The 17125-nt window shown below is 68.5% G+C and carries 15 protein-coding genes; 6 read left to right on the top strand and 9 right to left on the bottom strand.

Annotation, left to right across the window (positions count from 1 at the left end; translation table 11 throughout):
* Positions 1 to 15: 15 nt before the first annotated feature.
* Positions 16 to 1206, bottom strand: a complete 1191-nt coding sequence (locus ACTHN1_RS13515; protein WP_440471456.1) for an MFS transporter — start codon at positions 1204 to 1206, stop codon at positions 16 to 18.
* Complete coding sequence (locus ACTHN1_RS13510; RefSeq protein ID WP_440471455.1) at positions 1203 to 2417, bottom strand: serine hydrolase domain-containing protein; 1215 nt, start codon at positions 2415 to 2417, stop codon at positions 1203 to 1205. Before ACTHN1_RS13510 ends, ACTHN1_RS13515 begins: the two co-directional genes overlap by 4 nt.
* A 113-nt stretch (positions 2418 to 2530) precedes the next feature.
* On the opposite strand from ACTHN1_RS13510, the gene ACTHN1_RS13505 reads away from it, so the two are divergent.
* Positions 2531 to 3439, top strand: a complete 909-nt coding sequence (locus ACTHN1_RS13505) for a LysR family transcriptional regulator (protein WP_440471454.1) — start codon at positions 2531 to 2533, stop codon at positions 3437 to 3439.
* A 54-nt stretch (positions 3440 to 3493) separates the two neighbouring features.
* On the opposite strand, the gene ACTHN1_RS13500 is transcribed toward ACTHN1_RS13505, so the two are convergent.
* On the bottom strand, positions 3494 to 6118 hold the full coding sequence (locus ACTHN1_RS13500; RefSeq protein WP_440471453.1) for a TonB-dependent receptor: 2625 nt from the start codon (positions 6116 to 6118) through the stop codon (positions 3494 to 3496).
* A gap of 276 nt (positions 6119 to 6394) precedes the next feature.
* On the opposite strand from ACTHN1_RS13500, the gene ACTHN1_RS13495 reads away from it, so the two are divergent.
* A complete protein-coding gene (locus tag ACTHN1_RS13495) occupies positions 6395 to 8014 on the top strand; it encodes an FMN-binding glutamate synthase family protein (protein WP_440471452.1) in 1620 nt (539 codons plus the stop codon).
* Positions 8015 to 8444: 430 nt separating this feature from the next.
* Here the strand turns inward: ACTHN1_RS13495 and ACTHN1_RS13490 are convergent, their stop codons facing one another.
* Complete coding sequence (locus ACTHN1_RS13490) at positions 8445 to 9719, bottom strand: TIGR03862 family flavoprotein (protein ID WP_440471451.1); 1275 nt, start codon at positions 9717 to 9719, stop codon at positions 8445 to 8447.
* A 119-nt stretch (positions 9720 to 9838) separates the two neighbouring features.
* On the opposite strand from ACTHN1_RS13490, the gene ACTHN1_RS13485 reads away from it, so the two are divergent.
* Positions 9839 to 11443, top strand: a complete 1605-nt coding sequence (locus ACTHN1_RS13485; protein ID WP_440471450.1) for a serine hydrolase — start codon at positions 9839 to 9841, stop codon at positions 11441 to 11443.
* A gap of 126 nt (positions 11444 to 11569) precedes the next feature.
* Here the strand turns inward: ACTHN1_RS13485 and ACTHN1_RS13480 are convergent, their stop codons facing one another.
* Entirely contained in the window at positions 11570 to 12001 is a 432-nt protein-coding gene (locus ACTHN1_RS13480) for an FKBP-type peptidyl-prolyl cis-trans isomerase (protein ID WP_440471449.1), read from the bottom strand.
* A gap of 54 nt (positions 12002 to 12055) precedes the next feature.
* Positions 12056 to 12853 carry an SDR family NAD(P)-dependent oxidoreductase gene (locus ACTHN1_RS13475; protein ID WP_440471448.1) on the bottom strand — a complete coding sequence of 266 codons (798 nt, stop codon included), beginning with the start codon at positions 12851 to 12853 and terminating at the stop codon, positions 12056 to 12058.
* Positions 12854 to 12888: 35 nt separating this feature from the next.
* Here ACTHN1_RS13475 and ACTHN1_RS13470 point away from each other — a divergent pair, with 35 nt between their 5' ends.
* Positions 12889 to 13254, top strand: coding sequence for a DUF6164 family protein (locus ACTHN1_RS13470; protein ID WP_440471447.1), 366 nt, complete (start codon positions 12889 to 12891; stop codon positions 13252 to 13254).
* Between the two features lie 25 nt (positions 13255 to 13279).
* On the opposite strand, the gene ACTHN1_RS13465 is transcribed toward ACTHN1_RS13470, so the two are convergent.
* The 3 genes from ACTHN1_RS13465 to ACTHN1_RS13455 all read right to left on the bottom strand — a co-directional run bounded on the left by ACTHN1_RS13465 (position 13280) and on the right by ACTHN1_RS13455 (position 14710).
* Positions 13280 to 13831, bottom strand: a complete 552-nt coding sequence (locus ACTHN1_RS13465; RefSeq protein ID WP_440471446.1) for an SRPBCC family protein — start codon at positions 13829 to 13831, stop codon at positions 13280 to 13282.
* Between the two features lie 67 nt (positions 13832 to 13898).
* Positions 13899 to 14336: an SRPBCC family protein gene (locus tag ACTHN1_RS13460; protein ID WP_440471445.1), complete on the bottom strand. Its 438-nt coding sequence runs from the start codon at positions 14334 to 14336 to the stop codon at positions 13899 to 13901.
* Positions 14333 to 14710 (bottom strand): ArsR/SmtB family transcription factor, encoded by a 378-nt coding sequence (locus ACTHN1_RS13455; RefSeq protein ID WP_440471444.1) that lies wholly within the window; start codon positions 14708 to 14710, stop codon positions 14333 to 14335. Before ACTHN1_RS13455 ends, ACTHN1_RS13460 begins: the two co-directional genes overlap by 4 nt.
* A gap of 101 nt (positions 14711 to 14811) precedes the next feature.
* Here ACTHN1_RS13455 and ACTHN1_RS13450 point away from each other — a divergent pair, with 101 nt between their 5' ends.
* A complete protein-coding gene (locus ACTHN1_RS13450; RefSeq protein ID WP_440471443.1) occupies positions 14812 to 15555 on the top strand; it encodes a sulfurtransferase in 744 nt (247 codons plus the stop codon).
* A gap of 5 nt (positions 15556 to 15560) precedes the next feature.
* Complete coding sequence (locus tag ACTHN1_RS13445) at positions 15561 to 17120, top strand: protein adenylyltransferase SelO (RefSeq protein WP_440471519.1); 1560 nt, start codon at positions 15561 to 15563, stop codon at positions 17118 to 17120.
* The last annotated feature ends 5 nt before the right edge of the window (positions 17121 to 17125 follow it).

Raw genomic sequence — 17125 nt, 5'->3', positions numbered from 1 at the left:
GCGGCGCGCCCGTGTTCATCGCCAATCACGCGCGGACAGGGATAAGCCGAGGGCCGGCAGCAACAGCAACAGCGCCGACCAGGACAGGCTGGCGGGGCCGATGCTCTGCAGCAGCAGTCCCCCCAGGATGCCGCCACCGGCGATGGCGATGTTCCAGCCGGTGACCAGCATCGATTGCGCGACGTCGGCGGCGTCACCGGCATTGCGCGTGAGCGCGGTCTGGAACAGGGTGGCCGCGCCACCGTAGCCCAGTCCCCAGATCGCGGTCGCTACCGCGAGTAGCACCGACGCGTCCGGCGATGACGCCATCATCACCACCGACGCTACGAACAAGGCAAGGCTGGCCAGCGTCAGTTCGTGCGGCCACCGGTCGATGAGCGCGCCGACCACGCCGATGCCGACGAGCGCGGCGACGCCGAACAACAGCAGGTAACGCTCCACCATGGCAGCTGCATCCGCCACGACGAGCAAGGGGGCGATGTAGGTGTACAGCACGTTGTGGGCGAGCACGAACAACAGCATCGTCCCCAGTACGCGCGCAACGCCGGGCAAGGCCAGCACCCGGCGCAATCGCAATGGCACGCCTGCTGTCTGACCGGCGAAATCGGGCAGGCACGCGCGCGCCCACGCCAGCAGGCCCAGGCTGAGCAGCGACATCAGGCCAAAGGTCCAGCGCCATCCGATGGCCTGGCCCAGCACGGCGCCGGCGGGAATGCCCAGCGACAGCGCCAGCGGCGTGCCCACCATCGCCACCGCGATCGCGCGGCCCTGCTGGGCGGGCGCGACCATCCGGCTGGCGTGGACCGCCAGCAGCGCCCACAGCAGGCCGGCGCTGACGCCGGCGACGAAGCGTGCGACCAAGGTGAGACCATAGAACGGCGAAACGGCGGTCACCGAATTGGCCACGGCGAAACCGGCGATGGCCATCAGCAACAGCGGTCGTCGCCGTCGATGGCGGGTCGCGGCGACCAGCGGAATCGCCGCCAGCAGCGAACCCAGCGCGTAGGCGGTGACCAATTGTCCCACCCAGGCTTCGCCGACTCCAAGTCCGGCGCTCATGGCGGGCAGCAGTCCGGCCGGCAAAGCCTCGGTCAATATGGTGATGAATCCCGCACAGGCCAGCGCCAGCAGTCCGGCCCACGGCAGCCGCGAATCCACGTCCGTCGACGAGGCCGCACGGTCGACACCACCGTCACCGGCACTCATGCCGCCGCTCCACGCAAGCCGGCATAGACCGCGTCGCGAAGCGCGGTGACGAAGGTCCCCGACATGCCCTCGTAAAGCGTGTTGGTCAGCGCCACCACGCTCAGGCGGCGTGAGGGATCCACGAACCAGCTGTGCCCATAAGCGCCGCCCCAGCGCCAGGTGCCGACGGACTCGGGGCTGGCGGCGGCAATCGGGTCGTGCAGGACCGAGAAGCCCAGGCCGAAGCCCACGCCGGGACTGTCGGGAGGTCCGTGCGGACCACTCTGCACGCGTCCCATTTCGGCGATCCATTCGGTGGACAGCGAGGGAACGCGGGCCTGGCGCAGCGCTTCCAGCAGATGCATCAGATCATCGGCGCTGCCGACCATGCCGCCGCCAGCGGAAGGGAAGGCATGCGCATCCAGCGCACGCGACGGATTGAAGCGGATGCCCGCCAGCCCGGGGAAGGGAGAAGCGATTTCGCCTTCCTGCAACCGGTGCGGCGGTGTCGCGCCGTCGGCGGCGGCGTAGGCGGTGGCGAGCCGCGCCGGGTCGAGCGCATGGAATGCGGTATCGCGCATTCCCAGGGGACCGGTCACGGCGGCGTCCACCACCGCCGGCAACGGTTGGCCATCGACGGCTTCCAGCAGCGCGCCCAGCACGTCGGTCGCCAACGAGTAGCCCCAGGCGGTACCCGGCGGGTATTGCAGGGGAACCCGCGCGATGCGACGCAGGTTTTCCGCCAGTGACAAGGGGCTGGCATCCATGCCGTCGGATACGCCCGCGCGGGCGTGCGGGCCATCGCCATCCGGCGCCGGATCCAGGAAACGGTAGCCAAGCCCCGCGGTATGGCTGAGCAGTTGCCGCACGCTGATATCGGGCCGGCTGCCGTTCGCGAGTGCGGGTCGGAAGTCGGGCAGCCAGTGCTGGATGGGGTCATCCAGATTCAACCGGCCCTGGGCGACGCGCACCATCGCGGCGGTGGAAACGATGGGCTTGCTGACCGACGCGAGCCGGAACAGCGCATCGCGGTTCATCGCGCGCCGCGCCTCGCGGTCCGCCCAGCCTGCGGCGCGTGCGTAGCGGAGCTGACCGTCGACAGCGATCAGCACGACCGCGCCGACCAGGCGCTGTTCGGCAAGCGCGATATCCAGCACGCCATCGACGGCCGTGACGAGCGAGGGAAGGGGGAGCGGAACGGCTGAGCGGGCAACCAGGGGACGCGACGGCATGGAAGGTTCCAGGCATGGAATGAGCCGTCATGGTGGTAATGCTCCGGCGGGCGAAAAAGGCGGGTAGAGTTCGCCGCAGCACGGACAGGAATGTCCGCAATGGGAAAAAGTGGATGGAAAGCCTGGGCAGCCTGCAAACCTTCGTGCACGTCGCGGAGACGCGCGGCTTCGCCGAAGCCGGTCGTGTGCTCGGTGTCTCCGCCGCCGCGGTGGGCAAGAGCGTGTCGCGGCTGGAGCAGAGCCTGGGAGTGCGCCTGTTCCATCGCAGTACCCGCAGCGTCGCATTGACCGCGGAGGGCGAACTGTTCCTGGTGCGCTGTCGGCGGATCCTGGAGGAAGTGGCGGCCGCGGAGGCGGAACTGTCACACCATGCGGGTCATGCGCAGGGCCGCTTGCGGATCAGCCTGCCGCTGATCAGCGATCTGGCGCTTCCGGTATTGGCGGACTTCATGCGCGCCTATCCGGACGTGCTGCTGGATCTGGATTTCACCGATCGCCTGGTCGATGTGATCGAGGAAGGCTTCGACGCGGTCCTGCGCGTGGGCGATCCGGTCGATTCGCGCCTGACCGCGCGGCATATCGGTCATTTCCACCGCCGGCTGGTGGCATCGCCGGCCTATCTGGACGAACACGGCACGCCCGGCGAACCGGCGGATCTGGCGCGACATCTTTGCCTGCAGTACCGCAATCCGAGCAGCGGACGCATCGAAGCCTGGCCGCTGCGCGGCGCGCCGACGGACCTGAGGGTGCCGGAATCGATGGTGTGCAACAACATCGAAACCCGGGTGTGTTTCGCCAAGCGGGGGCGCGGCATCGCCTATGTGCCGGATCATTCGGTGCGCGAAGCACTGCGCACCGGCGAACTGGTGACGGTGCTGGACGATTACGTGGACGCGCCCGGGAATCTCTACCTGCTGTGGCCCTCGGGGCGCCATGTGTCCCCGAAGCTGCGGGCGTTCGTCGACTTCGTCAGCGAACACCTGTTGCCGGCCTGTTGCACCGGCCTGCCGGTGAAGGCCTGACGGGCGCACGAAAGCGGCGGTGGCCTTGCGCCAGCCGCCGCCCCGTCATCCGCGTCAGAACCGGTACTTCACCCCCAGCGAGACGAACTGGCCGCGCAGGTTGTACTGGGTGATGTCGAAACCGCTGGAGCCGCCGGCCGGATCGAACGGCGGGTCCTTGTCGGTGAGGTTCTGCACCGCCAGCGACAGCGTGGTCTTGGGAATGCCCTGGTAGGCCACGTAAAGATCCAACTGGTGATACGGCTTGACCTTGTCGCGCAGGCCCGGATTGCTGGCCTGGGTGGATACGCGCTGGTCGTAGCCGGCGATGTACTGCAGGCTCAGCGTGCTTTCCCAGTCGCCGGCTTCCCAGCCGAGCGAGGTGGTGCCGCGGTTCTTCGGCAGCGCGCCCAGACGGTTGTTGCCGGCGCCGTCGTAGGGCGCCTGTCCGGCGACCAGCGGCTGCTTGAACTCCAGCAGGTGGGTCCAGCTTCCGCTCAGGGTGAAATTGCCGGCCGAGGCGGTGCGGAAGGTCCGGCTGAAATCCAGATCGATGCCGGAAGTCTTCAATTCTCCCTGGTTGGAATACTGGTTGGTGATGATCTGGATGCGACCCTGCGCGTCGCGGATGACCCGACCCGGGAACTGGGTGGGATTGTTGACGATGAACTGCGCGTTGTCCGGCTTGATCAGGTTGTCCTGCTCGATGCGGTAGTAGTCCAGGCCGATGCTGGTGTCCGCGTCCGGCGACCACACCGCGCCGATGTTGAAGTTCTTCGAGCGTTCCGCGTCCAGATCCGGGTTGCCGGTGCGCACGTTGGTGACGCCGCGGCTGCCGCCCGGCGACAGCGGATCGTAGGGATCCACCACGGTGCCGTAGCTGATGGTCTGGCCGGGCGCGATTTCCGGCAGCGACGGTGCACGGAAGCCGCGCGAGAACGAACCACGCAGCAGCAGCGACTCCAGCGGCTGCCAGCGCAGCGCCACTTTCGGCGAAAAGGCGTTGCCGAAGTCGTCGTAGTGATCGGCGCGGCCGGCCAGTTGCAGCTCCAGGGTCTGGTGCAGCGGCACGCTGAACTCGGCGTAGGCGGCGCTGACCTTGCGTTCGCCCTTGACGATGTTGATGGCCGGGCGCAGTTCGGTGCCGGACAACACCTGGCGGCTGGTGCGCGCGTCCAGCGACTCGCGGCGGAATTCCGCGCCCCAGGCGAAGCCGATCGAGCCCGCCGGCAGTTCCAGGAAGGACGTCGAGGCCTTGGCGCTGATCCCGTCCAGGCGGTAGTAGCCCGGACGCTTGGTCTGCAGGCGCAGGTCGTTCAGCGGCGCCGGTGTGCGGGAGGGATCCAGGAAGTCGTAGCTGCCATCGGCGAGGATGCGCTGGAACGCGTAGCGGTTGATGAAGTTGTCGACGTACTCGCGTTGCAGGCTCTGCGAGGTTTCCGCGGCCACTTCCCAGTCCCAGCGCTCGGTCTGCCCGCGCAGGCCGGCCAGGGCGCGATAGAACACCTGGGTGTTGTCCTTCAGGCGCGGGCCGAGATCGAAGAAGGTGTATTCGAACGGCAGCGGCACCCCGTTGGGGTTGTTGGGATGACCGACCGGCAGCGCGACCGGGATGTCCACCAGGGTGCCGGTGGCCGGGTTGTAGGCGCGCAGGCCGGGACCGACCGTGAGCGGGGCGCTGAAGATCTGATCCGCCTGGTTGTGGCTGTAGAGCAGGTCGGCGAAAAGTTCGGTGCGCTCTCCCAGGCGGAAGGTCGCGCTCAATGAAGCCTGGATGCGTTCGGCGCCCGGCTGCAGGGTCTTGTATGGCTGCGCGTTGAAGGCGCAGGCATTGCCGGGCAGGGTGCTGCCGAAATCGCTGTACGGACGCAGCACGCTGCCATCGGGGCACGGCGAGAACGGGGTCGGCTGGCGCGGATTGAGCAGCCAGTTGCGACCGGCGGTGGACCAGCCGGCCAGGCGCCCGCCGGGCTTGTCGCGGAAGTCGCCGCTGCGGGTGAAGGCGCGTTCGTCCGCGTCCAGGCGCTCGCGCTTGAGCAGATCCAGGCCGAACAGCACGTTCCAGCCCTGCTGTTCGAGATCGCCGAAGCCGAGCAGCAGGTTGGCCTTCTGTTCGTCCAGGCCGCCGCGGGTGGCACCGCCGACCGCGCCGCCGACCTCGATGCCCTGGAAGTTGCGGCGCAGGATGATGTTGACCACGCCGGCAATCGCATCGGAACCGTACACGGCCGAGGCGCCGTCCTTGAGCACTTCGATGCGCTCGACCGCGCTGATCGGCAGCGCGTTGAGGTCGACGAAGGTGTCCTGGGTGTTCAGCGCGAAGCCGAAGTTGGCCACGCGGTACCCGTTGACCAGCACCAGGGTGTTCTTCGGGCTCAGGCCGCGCAGGCCGATAGAGGCCGAACCGGCGGAGAAGCTGCCGGTGTACTGCTCGTCGTAGCTGTTGCCGGCGTTGGCCGACAGCGAGCGCAGCACGTCGGTCAGGGTGGATTTGCCGGTGCGTTCGATTTCCTCGCGGGTGACGACCTGCACCGGGTTGGGACCGGCGGTATCGCTGCGCTTGATGTTGGAGCCGGTGACGACGACCGCGTCGAGGGTCTTGTCCGGTGCGGGCGCGTTGGCGCCGGTGTCCTGGGCGTGGAGGAGGGGAGAGAGGATGGCCAGCGAAATGGCCAGGGCGAGCGGGGTGGTTCGCGACATCGAAAGGCATCAAACAGTGGGCGCATGATTACCGCACGCCGATGCTGCACTGCCGAATGACCTGCGATTATCCCCACATGACCGATTGGCATGTCTTCGCGCTTGACCTGGCTTGTCCGACCGGCCCGCGACCGAAAACCACCCGTACAGGTGGCGGTCGCACGCCGGTGGCGGCGGGACATTAAGATGCCCGGGCCGCAGGGTCCGGCGCTTGGCGCCGGACGCAATAGGATTGGCGGGCGGGGAGCGCGGCGGCCTGGCCCGACGAGGAGCGTGATGAATCGTTACCTGGCCTACGGGCTTTGCATCCTGCTGGCGCTGCTGTCGCTGGCGCTGTCCTTCCAGTGGCCCGCCTGGGGCTGGCCGGCCGCGCTGTTCGGCGTGTTGGCGCTGCTGGGCACCTGGGACCTGCTGCAGACCCGCAGCACCCTGCGGCGCAACTACCCGGTGCTGGCCCATTTCCGCTACGGGCTGGAATCGGTGGGACCGGAGATCCGCCAGTACTTCATCGAAGGCGACACCGCCGAGGTGCCGTTCTCGCGCCAGCAGCGCTCGCTCGTCTATCAGCGCGCCAAGGGCGTGATGGACGTGGTGCCGTTCGGCAGCCAGCAGGACGTGTACAGCGTGGACTACGAATGGATCAACCATTCGCTGGCGCCGACCCAGGTGGATTCGCACGACTTCCGCATCACCATCGGCGCCGGCACGGCGCAGCCGTATTCGGCCAGCGTGTTCAACATTTCGGCGATGAGCTTCGGCGCGCTGTCGGCCAACGCGATCCGCGCGCTCAACGAGGGCGCCCGCCGGGGCGGTTTCTACCACGACACCGGCGAGGGCTCGATTTCCCCGTACCACCTGGAACACGGCGGCGACCTGGTGTGGGAAATCGGCTCCGGCTACTTCGGCTGCCGCGACGAGCAGGGCCGTTTCAGCGAGGAGCGGTTCGTGCAGAACGCGCGCCTGCCGTCGGTGAAGATGATCGAGATCAAGCTCTCGCAGGGCGCCAAGCCCGGCCACGGCGGCGTGCTGCCGGCGGCCAAGGTCAGCCCGGAGATCGCGGCCACCCGCGGCGTGCCGATCGGACACGACTGCGTGTCGCCGGCGCGCCATTCGGCGTTCTCCACGCCGGTGGAACTGCTGCAGTTCGTCGCCCGCCTGCGCGAACTGTCGGGCGGCAAGCCGACCGGCTTCAAGCTGGCCATCGGCCATCCCTGGGAATGGTTCGGCATCGCCAAGGCGATGCATGAAACCGGCCTGTTGCCGGACTTCATCGTGGTGGACGGCGCCGAGGGCGGCACCGGCGCGGCGCCGGCCGAGTTCATCGACCATGTCGGCGTGCCCATGCACGAGGCCCTGCTGCTGGTGCACAACACCCTGGTGGGTTTGAAGCTGCGCGAACGCATCCGCATCGGCGCCGCCGGCAAGATCATCAGCGCCTTCGACATCGCCCGGACCATGGCGATGGGCGCGGACTGGTGCAACTCCGCGCGTGGATTCATGTTCTCGCTGGGCTGCATCCAGTCGCAGAGCTGCCACAACGATCGCTGCCCGACCGGGGTGGCGACCCAGGATCCGACCCGCTGGAAGCATCTGGACGTCGGCGACAAATCCGTGCGGGTGCAGCATTTCCACGACAACACGCTCAAAGCCCTGCGCGACATGCTGTGCGCGGCGGGCCTGGAGCATCCGCAGCAGCTCGGGCCGGAGCACATCCTGCGCCGGGTCTCGCCGATCGAAGTGCGATCGCTGGCGATGCTGTACCGCTTCCTGGAACCGGGCGAACTGCTGGATCGGATTCCGGCGCATGCGGTGTTCCAGCAGTTCTGGTCCGAAGCGCGCAGCGACGCGTTCAGCCCACCGGCGCGCGTGCGCGCGCTGCAGGACAGCAAATGCTGATGTCGATGAAGGCTGATGGAGGAACGGCATGAGGTCATGCCGATGCGTTCGCACGAACTGTGAACGCAAGCTGCGTTTGTCATCGCAATGAAGTCAAACGCTAACCGAATTTCAACGTCCTGCTTTGTATCTTACGCGCACGCCCCGCTATCGCTGCGCGCAGGTTCTCTCCAGCCTGCCGCAGCCATCGCGGGCGACCAGACAAGGGCGACGATGCGTTTCATGCGGACAGGAAGTCCGAGGGTGGAAACGGAATCCGGAACCTGAAAGCGTGTGGTGTGGAAGACCCGCCATCCATGTCCTGCCCGAGCGGCAGGCATGATGGCGGGGATCTGGGCGGCGTGGCAATGAAGCCGTTGCGCCGCTCACGATCGAAAGCCGACTGCCGATGTTCTTTTGCTCCGCCGTGTCGTTGAACGGCCACGTCCTTTCAGCGTGATGCGATCCCGCGTTTCTCCAGCCAGGCCAGCATGCCCTCGGCGGCGCGCTGACCGCTCGCGAAGCAGGCGGTCAGCAGATAGCCGCCGGTCGGCGCTTCCCAGTCGAGCATTTCGCCGGCGGCGAACACGCCGGGCAGCGCGCGGATCATGAGGCCTGCATCCAGGGCTTCCAGGCGGATGCCGCCGGCGCTGCTGATGGCCTCGTCGATCGGGCGCGGACGAAGCAGCTTCAGCGGCAGTCGCTTGAGGGTGGCCGCCAGCGCGGCGGGATCCCGCATGGCGTCCCGCGTCATCACCTCGTACAGCAGCGCGGCGCGGACACCGGAGACGCCGGCTTGGCGACGCAGGTGATCGCCGAGGCTGCGGGCGCCGCGCGGCTTGCCGAGATCGCGGCGCAGCCGCGCTTCGTCGCGACCCGGCACCAGATCCAGATGCACGGTCGTTTCCCCATCGCGCGTGATGGCCTCGCGCAGCGTGGCCGACAGTGCGTAGATCAGGCTGCCCTCGATGCCGGTGGCGGTGATGACGCATTCCCCCTGCAGCGACCGCCACTGACCGGTGGCGTCGCGCCAGTGCGCGATCACCGGCTTGAGCGGACTGCCGGCGAAGCGGCCGGAAAGATGTTCGCTCCAGCCGATGTCGAAGCCGCAGTTGGCAGGTTGCAGCGGCGCGACATCGACGCCGCGCGCGGTCAGCAGCGGCACCCAGCCGCCATCGGAGCCCAGCTCCGGCCAACTGCCGCCGCCGAGCGCGAGCAGCACGGCGTCGGCGTGCACTTCGATTTCGCCTTCCGGATGGTGGAAGCGCAACGGGCCCGCTTCGCTCCAGCCCATCCAGCGATGCTGCATGTGGAAACGCACGCCCTGGTCGCGCAGCCGCCGCACCCAGCCGCGCAGCAGGGGCGCGGCCTTCAGGTCGCGGGGAAACACCCGCCCCGAGCTGCCGACGAAGGTCTCCACGCCCAGCCCCGCGGCCCAGGCGCGCAGGGCGTCGGCGTCGAAGCCGCGCAGCCAGTCCGCCACCGCCGCTTCGCGGGCGCCATAGCGGGAGACAAAGACGTCGAAAGGATCGGAGTGGGTCAGGTTCAACCCGCCCTTGCCGGCGATCAGGAACTTGCGCCCGACCGAACCCTTGGCGTCGTAGAGGTCCACTTCCAGCCCGGCCGCGCGCAGCCGTTCGGCGGCGAACAGCCCGGACGGCCCTCCGCCGACGATGGCGACGCGTGCGGGAGAACGGGCGGGCGGGGAGGGCGGGACGGCGGACATCGCGCCATTATGCCAAGCCGGGTTCCCGCGACGGCCTTACGGTGACCATCGGCAGGGGGACGCCCGCCCCGGGCTGACGTATCGTTGGCGGTCGTCTTCGCTTTCCAAGGGGCTCAATGATGCGGATTCCGCTGATCGCCGGGCAGGCCGGCGCGCTGGTGCTGTCGTTCGGACTGTGGACGGGCGCGCATGCGCAGACCCAGGCCGTTCCCGCGCAGTTGCAGGATTTCGACGCCTACGTCGAATCGGTGCGCAAGCAGTTCGACGTGCCCGGCATCGCCGTGGCCATCATCCAGGACGGCAAGGTGGTGCTGGAGCGCGGCTACGGCGTGCGCGAGCTGGGCAAACCGGAGAAGGTGGACGAGCACACCCTGTTCGCCATCGCCTCCAACACCAAGGCCTTCACCGCCGCCTCGCTGGAGATGCTGGCCGACGAGGGCAAGCTGGACATGGACGACCGGGTGATCGACCACCTGCCGTGGTTCCGCATGTCCGACGCCTACGTGACCCGCGAGATGCGCATCCGCGATCTGCTGGCCCATCGCAGCGGCCTGGGCCTGGGCGCGGGCGATCTGCTGTATTGGCCGACCACCAGCTACACCAACCGCGAAGTGGCCGAGCGCCTGAAGGACGTGCCGCTGATCGGCGGTTTCCGCGCCCAGTACGCCTACGACAACATCCTGTTCGGCGTCGCCCAGCTGGTGATCGAGCAGGTCAGCGGGATGGGCTACGAGCAGTTCCTGCGCAGCCGCATCTTCCAGCCGCTGGGCATGGCCCAGACCCGCTTCAACAGCGATGCGCTGAAGCCCGGCGACAACGTCGCCACCGGCCACGCCAAGGCCGATTTCAAGGACCTGAAGCCCGCGCCGCGGATGACCTGGTCGAACGTCGCCGGCGCCGGCGGCATCTATTCCAGCGTGCACGACATGACCCGCTGGATGGGCATGCAGCTGGCCAGCGGCACCTACACCGACCAGGACGGCCGCCAGCAGACGCTGTTCACGCCGAAGCGGCAGCGCGACATGTGGTCGATGATCACGCCGATTCCGGTGTCCGAGCCGAAGATCGAAACGCTCAAGCTGGCCAAGCCCAATTACCTGGGCTACGGCGAGGGCTGGATGCTGTCGGATTACCGCGGCCAGAAACTGGTCTGGCACACCGGCGGCTGGCCCGGCATGGTCTCACGGGTGACCCTGGTGCCGGAGCGCAAGCTGGGCGTGGTGGTGCTGACCAGCCAGGAAGTCGGCGCGGCGTTCAACGCGGTGACCCTGCGCGCGCTGGACGCGATGCTGGACGCGCCGAAGACCGACTGGCTGGCGGCCTATGCCGAAGCGGTGGCCAAGTCGCAGGAGAACGCCGATGAAAGCTGGCAGAAGCACCTGGCCGCGCGTGACGCCAAATCCAAGCCCTCGCTGCCGCTGGCGAAGTACGCCGGCACGTTGCGCGATCCCTGGTATGGCGATGTCGTGATCAGCCAGGAGGGCGGCAAGCTGGTGCTGCGCTTCAGCAAGACCGCCGAACTGGTGGGCGACCTGAGCCACTGGCAGCACGACACCTTCGTGGTGCGCTGGCGCGAGCGCTGGCTCAACGCCGACGCCTTCCTCAATTTCGCGCTGACGCCCGATGGCGAAATCCGCGAGGCGCGGATGGAGGCGATTTCGCCGCTGACCGACTTCAGCTTCGACTTCCACGACCTGCGCCTGGCGCCGGTGAAGAAGAAGTAAGCGCCATTCCCCGTAGGAGCGAGGTCAGTCGCGACCCCGTAACGAAGCGCCCGCTGGCGCGGTTCCAGGCTGGAAGATTCCGGTCGCGACTGGCGTCGCTCCTACGGGAGGGGGTGGAGCCGAGCCCTAGTGCGGCTTCACGTCCAGCAGTTCCACTTCGAACACCAGCGAGGCGTTGGGCGGAATCGCGCCGCCCGCGCCATCGCGGCCGTAGGCCAGATCGGCAGGAATCAGCAGCACGCGCTTGCCGCCGACCTTCATCCCGGCCACGCCGTCGTCCCAGCCGCGGATGACACGCCCGGCGCCGAGCAGGAAGGTGAACGGCTCGGCGCGATCCACCGAACTGTCGAACTTCTCGCCGCGCTGGTTGGGCACGCGCTTGTCGTAGAGCCAGCCGGTGTAGTGCACGGTGACATCCGAACCCTTCGCGGCGATCGCGCCGGTACCGACGCGTTCGTCGATGCGTTGCAGTTCCGCCACGCTGCCGCCGGGCGGCGGTCCGGGATCGGCGCAGCCGGACAGCAGCAACAGGGCGAACGGCAACAGGAAACGGCGCATGGAGGCATCCGGTGGAAAAAGGTGCGCCGAGGTTACCCGATCATTCTCCGCGGGTCAGTCCACCAGCGAGCCGCAGCTCAGGTTGGCGATGGCGCCGGTCATCGCGCCGGCACGGTCCGAGGCCGCGAACGCCGCGAAGCCCGCCACCTGCGCCAGCGTGGGCAGGCGCTTGAGCAGCGTCGCGGTCGCCGCGCGTTCGGCCAGCATGGCATCGATGGAGACGCCCAGGTCACCGGCCGCCGCCGCGAACACCTTCCCGGAGTGGGAGGTGGCCACGGCTTCCGGAATCGCGTCCGGGCGTAGGCAGACGACCCGGATACCGTATCCGCCCAGTTCTCCCGCCAGCAACCGCGAAAACGCCTCGACGGCGGCGCTGGCCACGCCATTGCCGAGGAAGCCCGCACCGCTCAGGCGCGCACCCGGTGTTGAAAGGGTGAGCAGCACACCGCCGCCCTTGCGCATCATGTGCCGCGCCGCCGCCTGCGCGGTGCTGAAGTTCGCGCGGGTATAGGCGTCGACGGGATGCAGGTAGTCGTCCAGCGGAAGATCCAGGAACGGCGTGCCCTGCACGTGAAAGATACCGACCGCGTTGAGGCTGACGTCGATGCCGCCGGCCTGCGTGGCAATCCCGTCGGCATGCCGTCGGGTGGCCGCGGTGTCCAGCACGTCCAGGATGTCGAACGAAGCGCGTCCGCCTGCGTCGCGGATTTCCTCGGCCACCCGTCGCAGCGGGGCGGCGGTGCGGCCGGTCAGAAACACTCGCGCGCCTTCCTGCGCGAACGCGCGTGCGCACGCGCCGCCGACGGCACCGCCGCCGCCATGCACGATCACGACCTTGTCTTGCAGTAGCATGTCCGCCTCTCCTGTGGGAATCCGGGCCCGGCCCGATGTCGAAACGATTGTTCAACCTGCGCGGCGTGCCGGACGACGAAGCCGGCGAGATCCGCGAACTGCTGGATCGCGAGGGCCTGGGCTGGTACAAAACGCCGCCGAGTCCGTGGGGCATCTCGCACGGCGCGCTGTGGCTCTCCGATGCGACCCAGTATCCGCGCGCCAAATCCCTGCTGGACGACTATCAGCGCCAGCGTGGCGAGCGGGCGCGCAGCGAGCACGCGCAGGCGCTGCGGGCCGGCACGGCGCAGACGTTCGCGGGTCTGCTGCGCGAACGCCCGGTGTTCGTGCTGGTCACGATCGGCGCGATCCTCTTCATCCTCGCGCTGACGCTGGCCTTGCCCTGGTTGCTGCTGGGCTGAAACCGCGCGCCGGCGCGTACACCGATCAGGCGTTTTCGGGACGCGGCAGGCGCTGGTCGTACTCGGCTTCCAATCCGTCGTGCAGGCGCCAGAAGTTGCGGGGTTCGCGACCTTCCAGGCGATCCCGCAGGATGTTCAGGTGGGCGTGCCAGCCGCCGGCGACGCTGACCATTTCCTCGCGGTCGCGCAGCTTGCCGTGGGTGACCGTCAGCAGCACGCGTTCTTCCCTGGGTTCCAGCTCGAACAACACCTCCGAGGTGCTGCCGTCGCTTTCGCCCCAGGTGTAGCCGAGCCGTCGCGGCGGCTCACAGACGGTGACGCGTCCGTCCATGCCCACGCCGTCCTCCATGTCCTGGTACTTGGCCGGCGCGCGGCCGGGTTCGCTGGACAGGCTGGCGTGGTGGAAGAACAGATGCACCCGGCCGCCGACGCGCAGTTCCATGTCGCCGCGCGCCATCCATTCGCCGCGCTTGTCCGATTCGGTCAGGTAGGCCCAGACCCGCTCGATCGGGCCGGGCAGGGAGCGCTGGATGCGCAGCGCATCGCGGGCGATGGGTTGGCCGTAGTCGTCGTTCATCGGTGTGTCTCCTGGTGGGGCCGGATGGCATCGCGCGATCCCGTCGCGCCGTGGCCGGTGGCGGGAATCAGAACAGGCGGTGCAGGGCGTCGAGCATCGTCGTCCAGCCGTGCCGCGTGCGCGAGGCGTAGTCCGCCCACTGCGCGGGCAGGGTATGGGTGAGGGTGAGCGCGCAGCCTTCCGGCGTGGCGGCGAGGTCGATGGCGACCGTGCTGCCGTCGTCGTCGGACTCGCCGCGGATGGCCCAGGTGAAGACCAGCCGGCGCGGACGATCGATCTCCAGATAGGTGCCGATGTGATCGATGCGCTGGCCGTCGCGCTCGACCAGGAACGAGAAACCGCCGCCGACGCGCGCTTCGGTCCGTAGATGCAGCACGGTTTCCGGGCGCACGTCGGGGCCGAACATCCAGCGGCCGAGCCAGGCCGGATCCAGCCAGGCATCGAAAACGGCTTCGGGACGGGTGGCGAAAGTGCGGGTGACCCGTACGTCGACGGTGGCGGTCATGGCGTCTTTTTCCTGCGTGGCGAAGCGGAGGGAACGGGCATTGACGCCGGTGGATCGCCGAGCGCCTCGGCCAGCGCATCCAGGCGTTCGTTCCAGAACCGCTCGTAGAAGCGCAGCCAGTCCTGGCCGGCGGCGAGCGCCTCGGGTTGCAGCCGGCACAGATGGGTGCGGCCCTGCACGGTGCGGGTGACCAGGCCCGCGCGTTCCAGCACCTTGATGTGCTTGGAGGCGGCCGCCAGCGAGATCTGGAATGGCGCGGCCAGCTCGCCCACGCTGCGGGCCTGTCCACCGAGGCTGCGCAGCATGCGCCGGCGGGTGTGGTCGGACAGGGCGTGGAACAGGCTGTCGAGCTGGGCGGGAGAATATTCAACCATAAGGTTGATGATTCTCCGTCGCGGGCCGATTGTCAACCTTTTGGTTGAATTAATCCGGGTGCCGCGCCGGAGCGCCGACGGGGGACGGGTAAAATGCGCGGATGATCGTCAACATCGCCGCCTATCACTTCACCGCCATCGATGCTCCCGAAGCCTTCGCCGACGCGCTGCGCGCGCGTGGCCAAGCGCTGGACCTGCGGGGCACGGTGCTGGTGGCCGGGGAGGGCGTCAACCTGTTCCTCGCCGGGGGCGAAGCCGCCATCGAATCCTTCCTGGCGCCGCTGCGCGCGGATCCGCGCTTCGCCGATCTGCGGGTCAAATACAGCCACAGCGCGCAGTCACCGTTCGCCCGGCTCAAGGTGAAAGTGAAGCCGGAGATCATCAGTTTCCGCCGCGACGACGCCTCGCCGCTGGCGGGGCGCGCACCGGCGGTGGCGCCGGCCACCCTGCAACGCTGGCTGCGGCAGGGCGGCGTGGACGACGGCGGTCGGCGGGTGGTCCTGCTGGATACCCGCAACGCGCAGGAGATCGCCCACGGCACCTTCGCCGGCGCGCTGACCCTGCCAATCACCCGATTCACCGAACTGCCCGAAGCGCTGGCGCCGCACCGCGAGGATCTGCGGGATGCGACCGTGGTCAGTTTCTGCACCGGCGGCATCCGTTGCGAGAAGGCCGCGTTGTGGATGCGCGCCGATGGCATGGACAACGTGCTGCAACTGGACGGCGGCATCCTCGGCTATTTCGAGGACGTGGGCGGGGAGGGCTACGAGGGCGGCTGTTTCGTGTTCGACGAGCGGGTGGCGCTGGACCCGGAACTGAAGCCGCTGGCCGACGGAATGGCGTGAACGCCATGCACGCGCTGCGCTACGACAATGCCTTCGTGCGCGAACTGCCCGGGGATCCGGAGCAGGGAACGCGCCGCCGGGAAGTCGTGGGCGCGTTGTGGTCACCGGTCGCGCCGACGCCGGTGGCCGCGCCGCGCCTGATGGCGTGGTCGCGCGAGATGGCGGAGACGCTGGGTTTCGGCGAATCGGATCTGGCCGATCCGGCGTTCGCGCAGGTATTCGGCGGCAACGCGATCCGGCCGGGCATGCAGCCGTTCGCGGCCAACTACGGCGGCCACCAGTTCGGCGCCTGGGCCGGTCAGCTGGGCGATGGCCGGGCGATCACGCTCGGGGAAACCCTGGATGCGCGCGGACGCCGCTGGGAACTGCAATTGAAAGGCGCCGGTCCGACGCCGTATTCGCGCACCGCCGACGGCCGCGCGGTGCTGCGTTCTTCGATCCGCGAATTCCTGTGCAGCGAGGCGATGCATCACCTCGGCGTCCCCACCACCCGCGCGCTGAGCCTGGTCGCGACCGGCGAGGCGGTGGTGCGCGACATGTTCTACGACGGACATCCGAAGGCCGAGCCAGGCGCGATCGTGTGCCGGGTGGCGCCGTCGTTCCTGCGTTTCGGCAATTTCGAGTTGCCGGCCTCGCGCGGCGACGTGGCCCTGCTGCGGCAATTGGCCGAGTTCTGCATCCGCCGCGATTTCCCGGAACTGGCGGGCGAAGGGGAAACGCGGTGCGGCGACTGGTTCGCCGCGATCTGCGAGCGAACCGCGCGGCTGATGGGCGAATGGATGCGGGTGGGCTTCGTGCATGGGGTGATGAACACCGACAACATGTCGGTGCTCGGGCTGACCATCGACTATGGCCCGTACGGCTGGATCGACAACTACGATCCGGACTGGACGCCCAACACCACCGACGCGGCGGGCGGGCGCTACCGTTTCGGTTGGCAGCCGAAGGTCGCGTACTGGAACCTGACCCGGCTGGCGCATGCGATGTCGCCGCTGTTCGGTTCGATCGAACCCCTGCAGGACGGCCTGCAACGCTACGCCGATGCGTACGCCGCCGCCGACCGCGACAACACCACGCGCAAGCTCGGCCTGGAAGCGCACCGCGACGGCGACACCGAGCGCATGCGGAGCCTGCACGAACTGCTGTGGAACGGCGAGGTCGACATGACCCTGTTCTTCCGCGCGCTGCTGGATGCGGATCTGTCCGCGCCTGACCTGGCGCATTTCGAGGCTGCCTTTTACGACAGCGGGCGGCGCGATGCCATCGCCGCGGATCTGCTGGCGTGGCTGCGCGGACTGGGCGAACGGGTGGCGTCGGACCCCCTGCCGCCCGCCGTGCGCCGGGAGCGGATGCGCCTGGCCAATCCTCGTTATGTGCTGCGCAACTACCTGGCGCAGCAGGTGATCGAGCGTGCCGAAACCGGCGACGAGAGCGGCATCGCCGAACTGCTGGAGGTGATGCGGAAACCTTACGACGACCAGCCCGGAAACGAACGCTTCGCCCTGCGCCGGCCCGACTGGGCTCGCGAGCGCGCTGGTTGTTCGATGCTGTCGTGCAGTTCCTGAGCGAC

Origin of the sequence: Pseudoxanthomonas sp., from assembly GCF_051953815.1 — a bacterium.
Taxonomy (GTDB): domain Bacteria; phylum Pseudomonadota; class Gammaproteobacteria; order Xanthomonadales; family Xanthomonadaceae; genus Pseudoxanthomonas_A.
The sequence above is the reverse complement of the archived record's forward strand: the minus strand, read 5'-3'. Positions and strand labels throughout refer to the sequence as shown.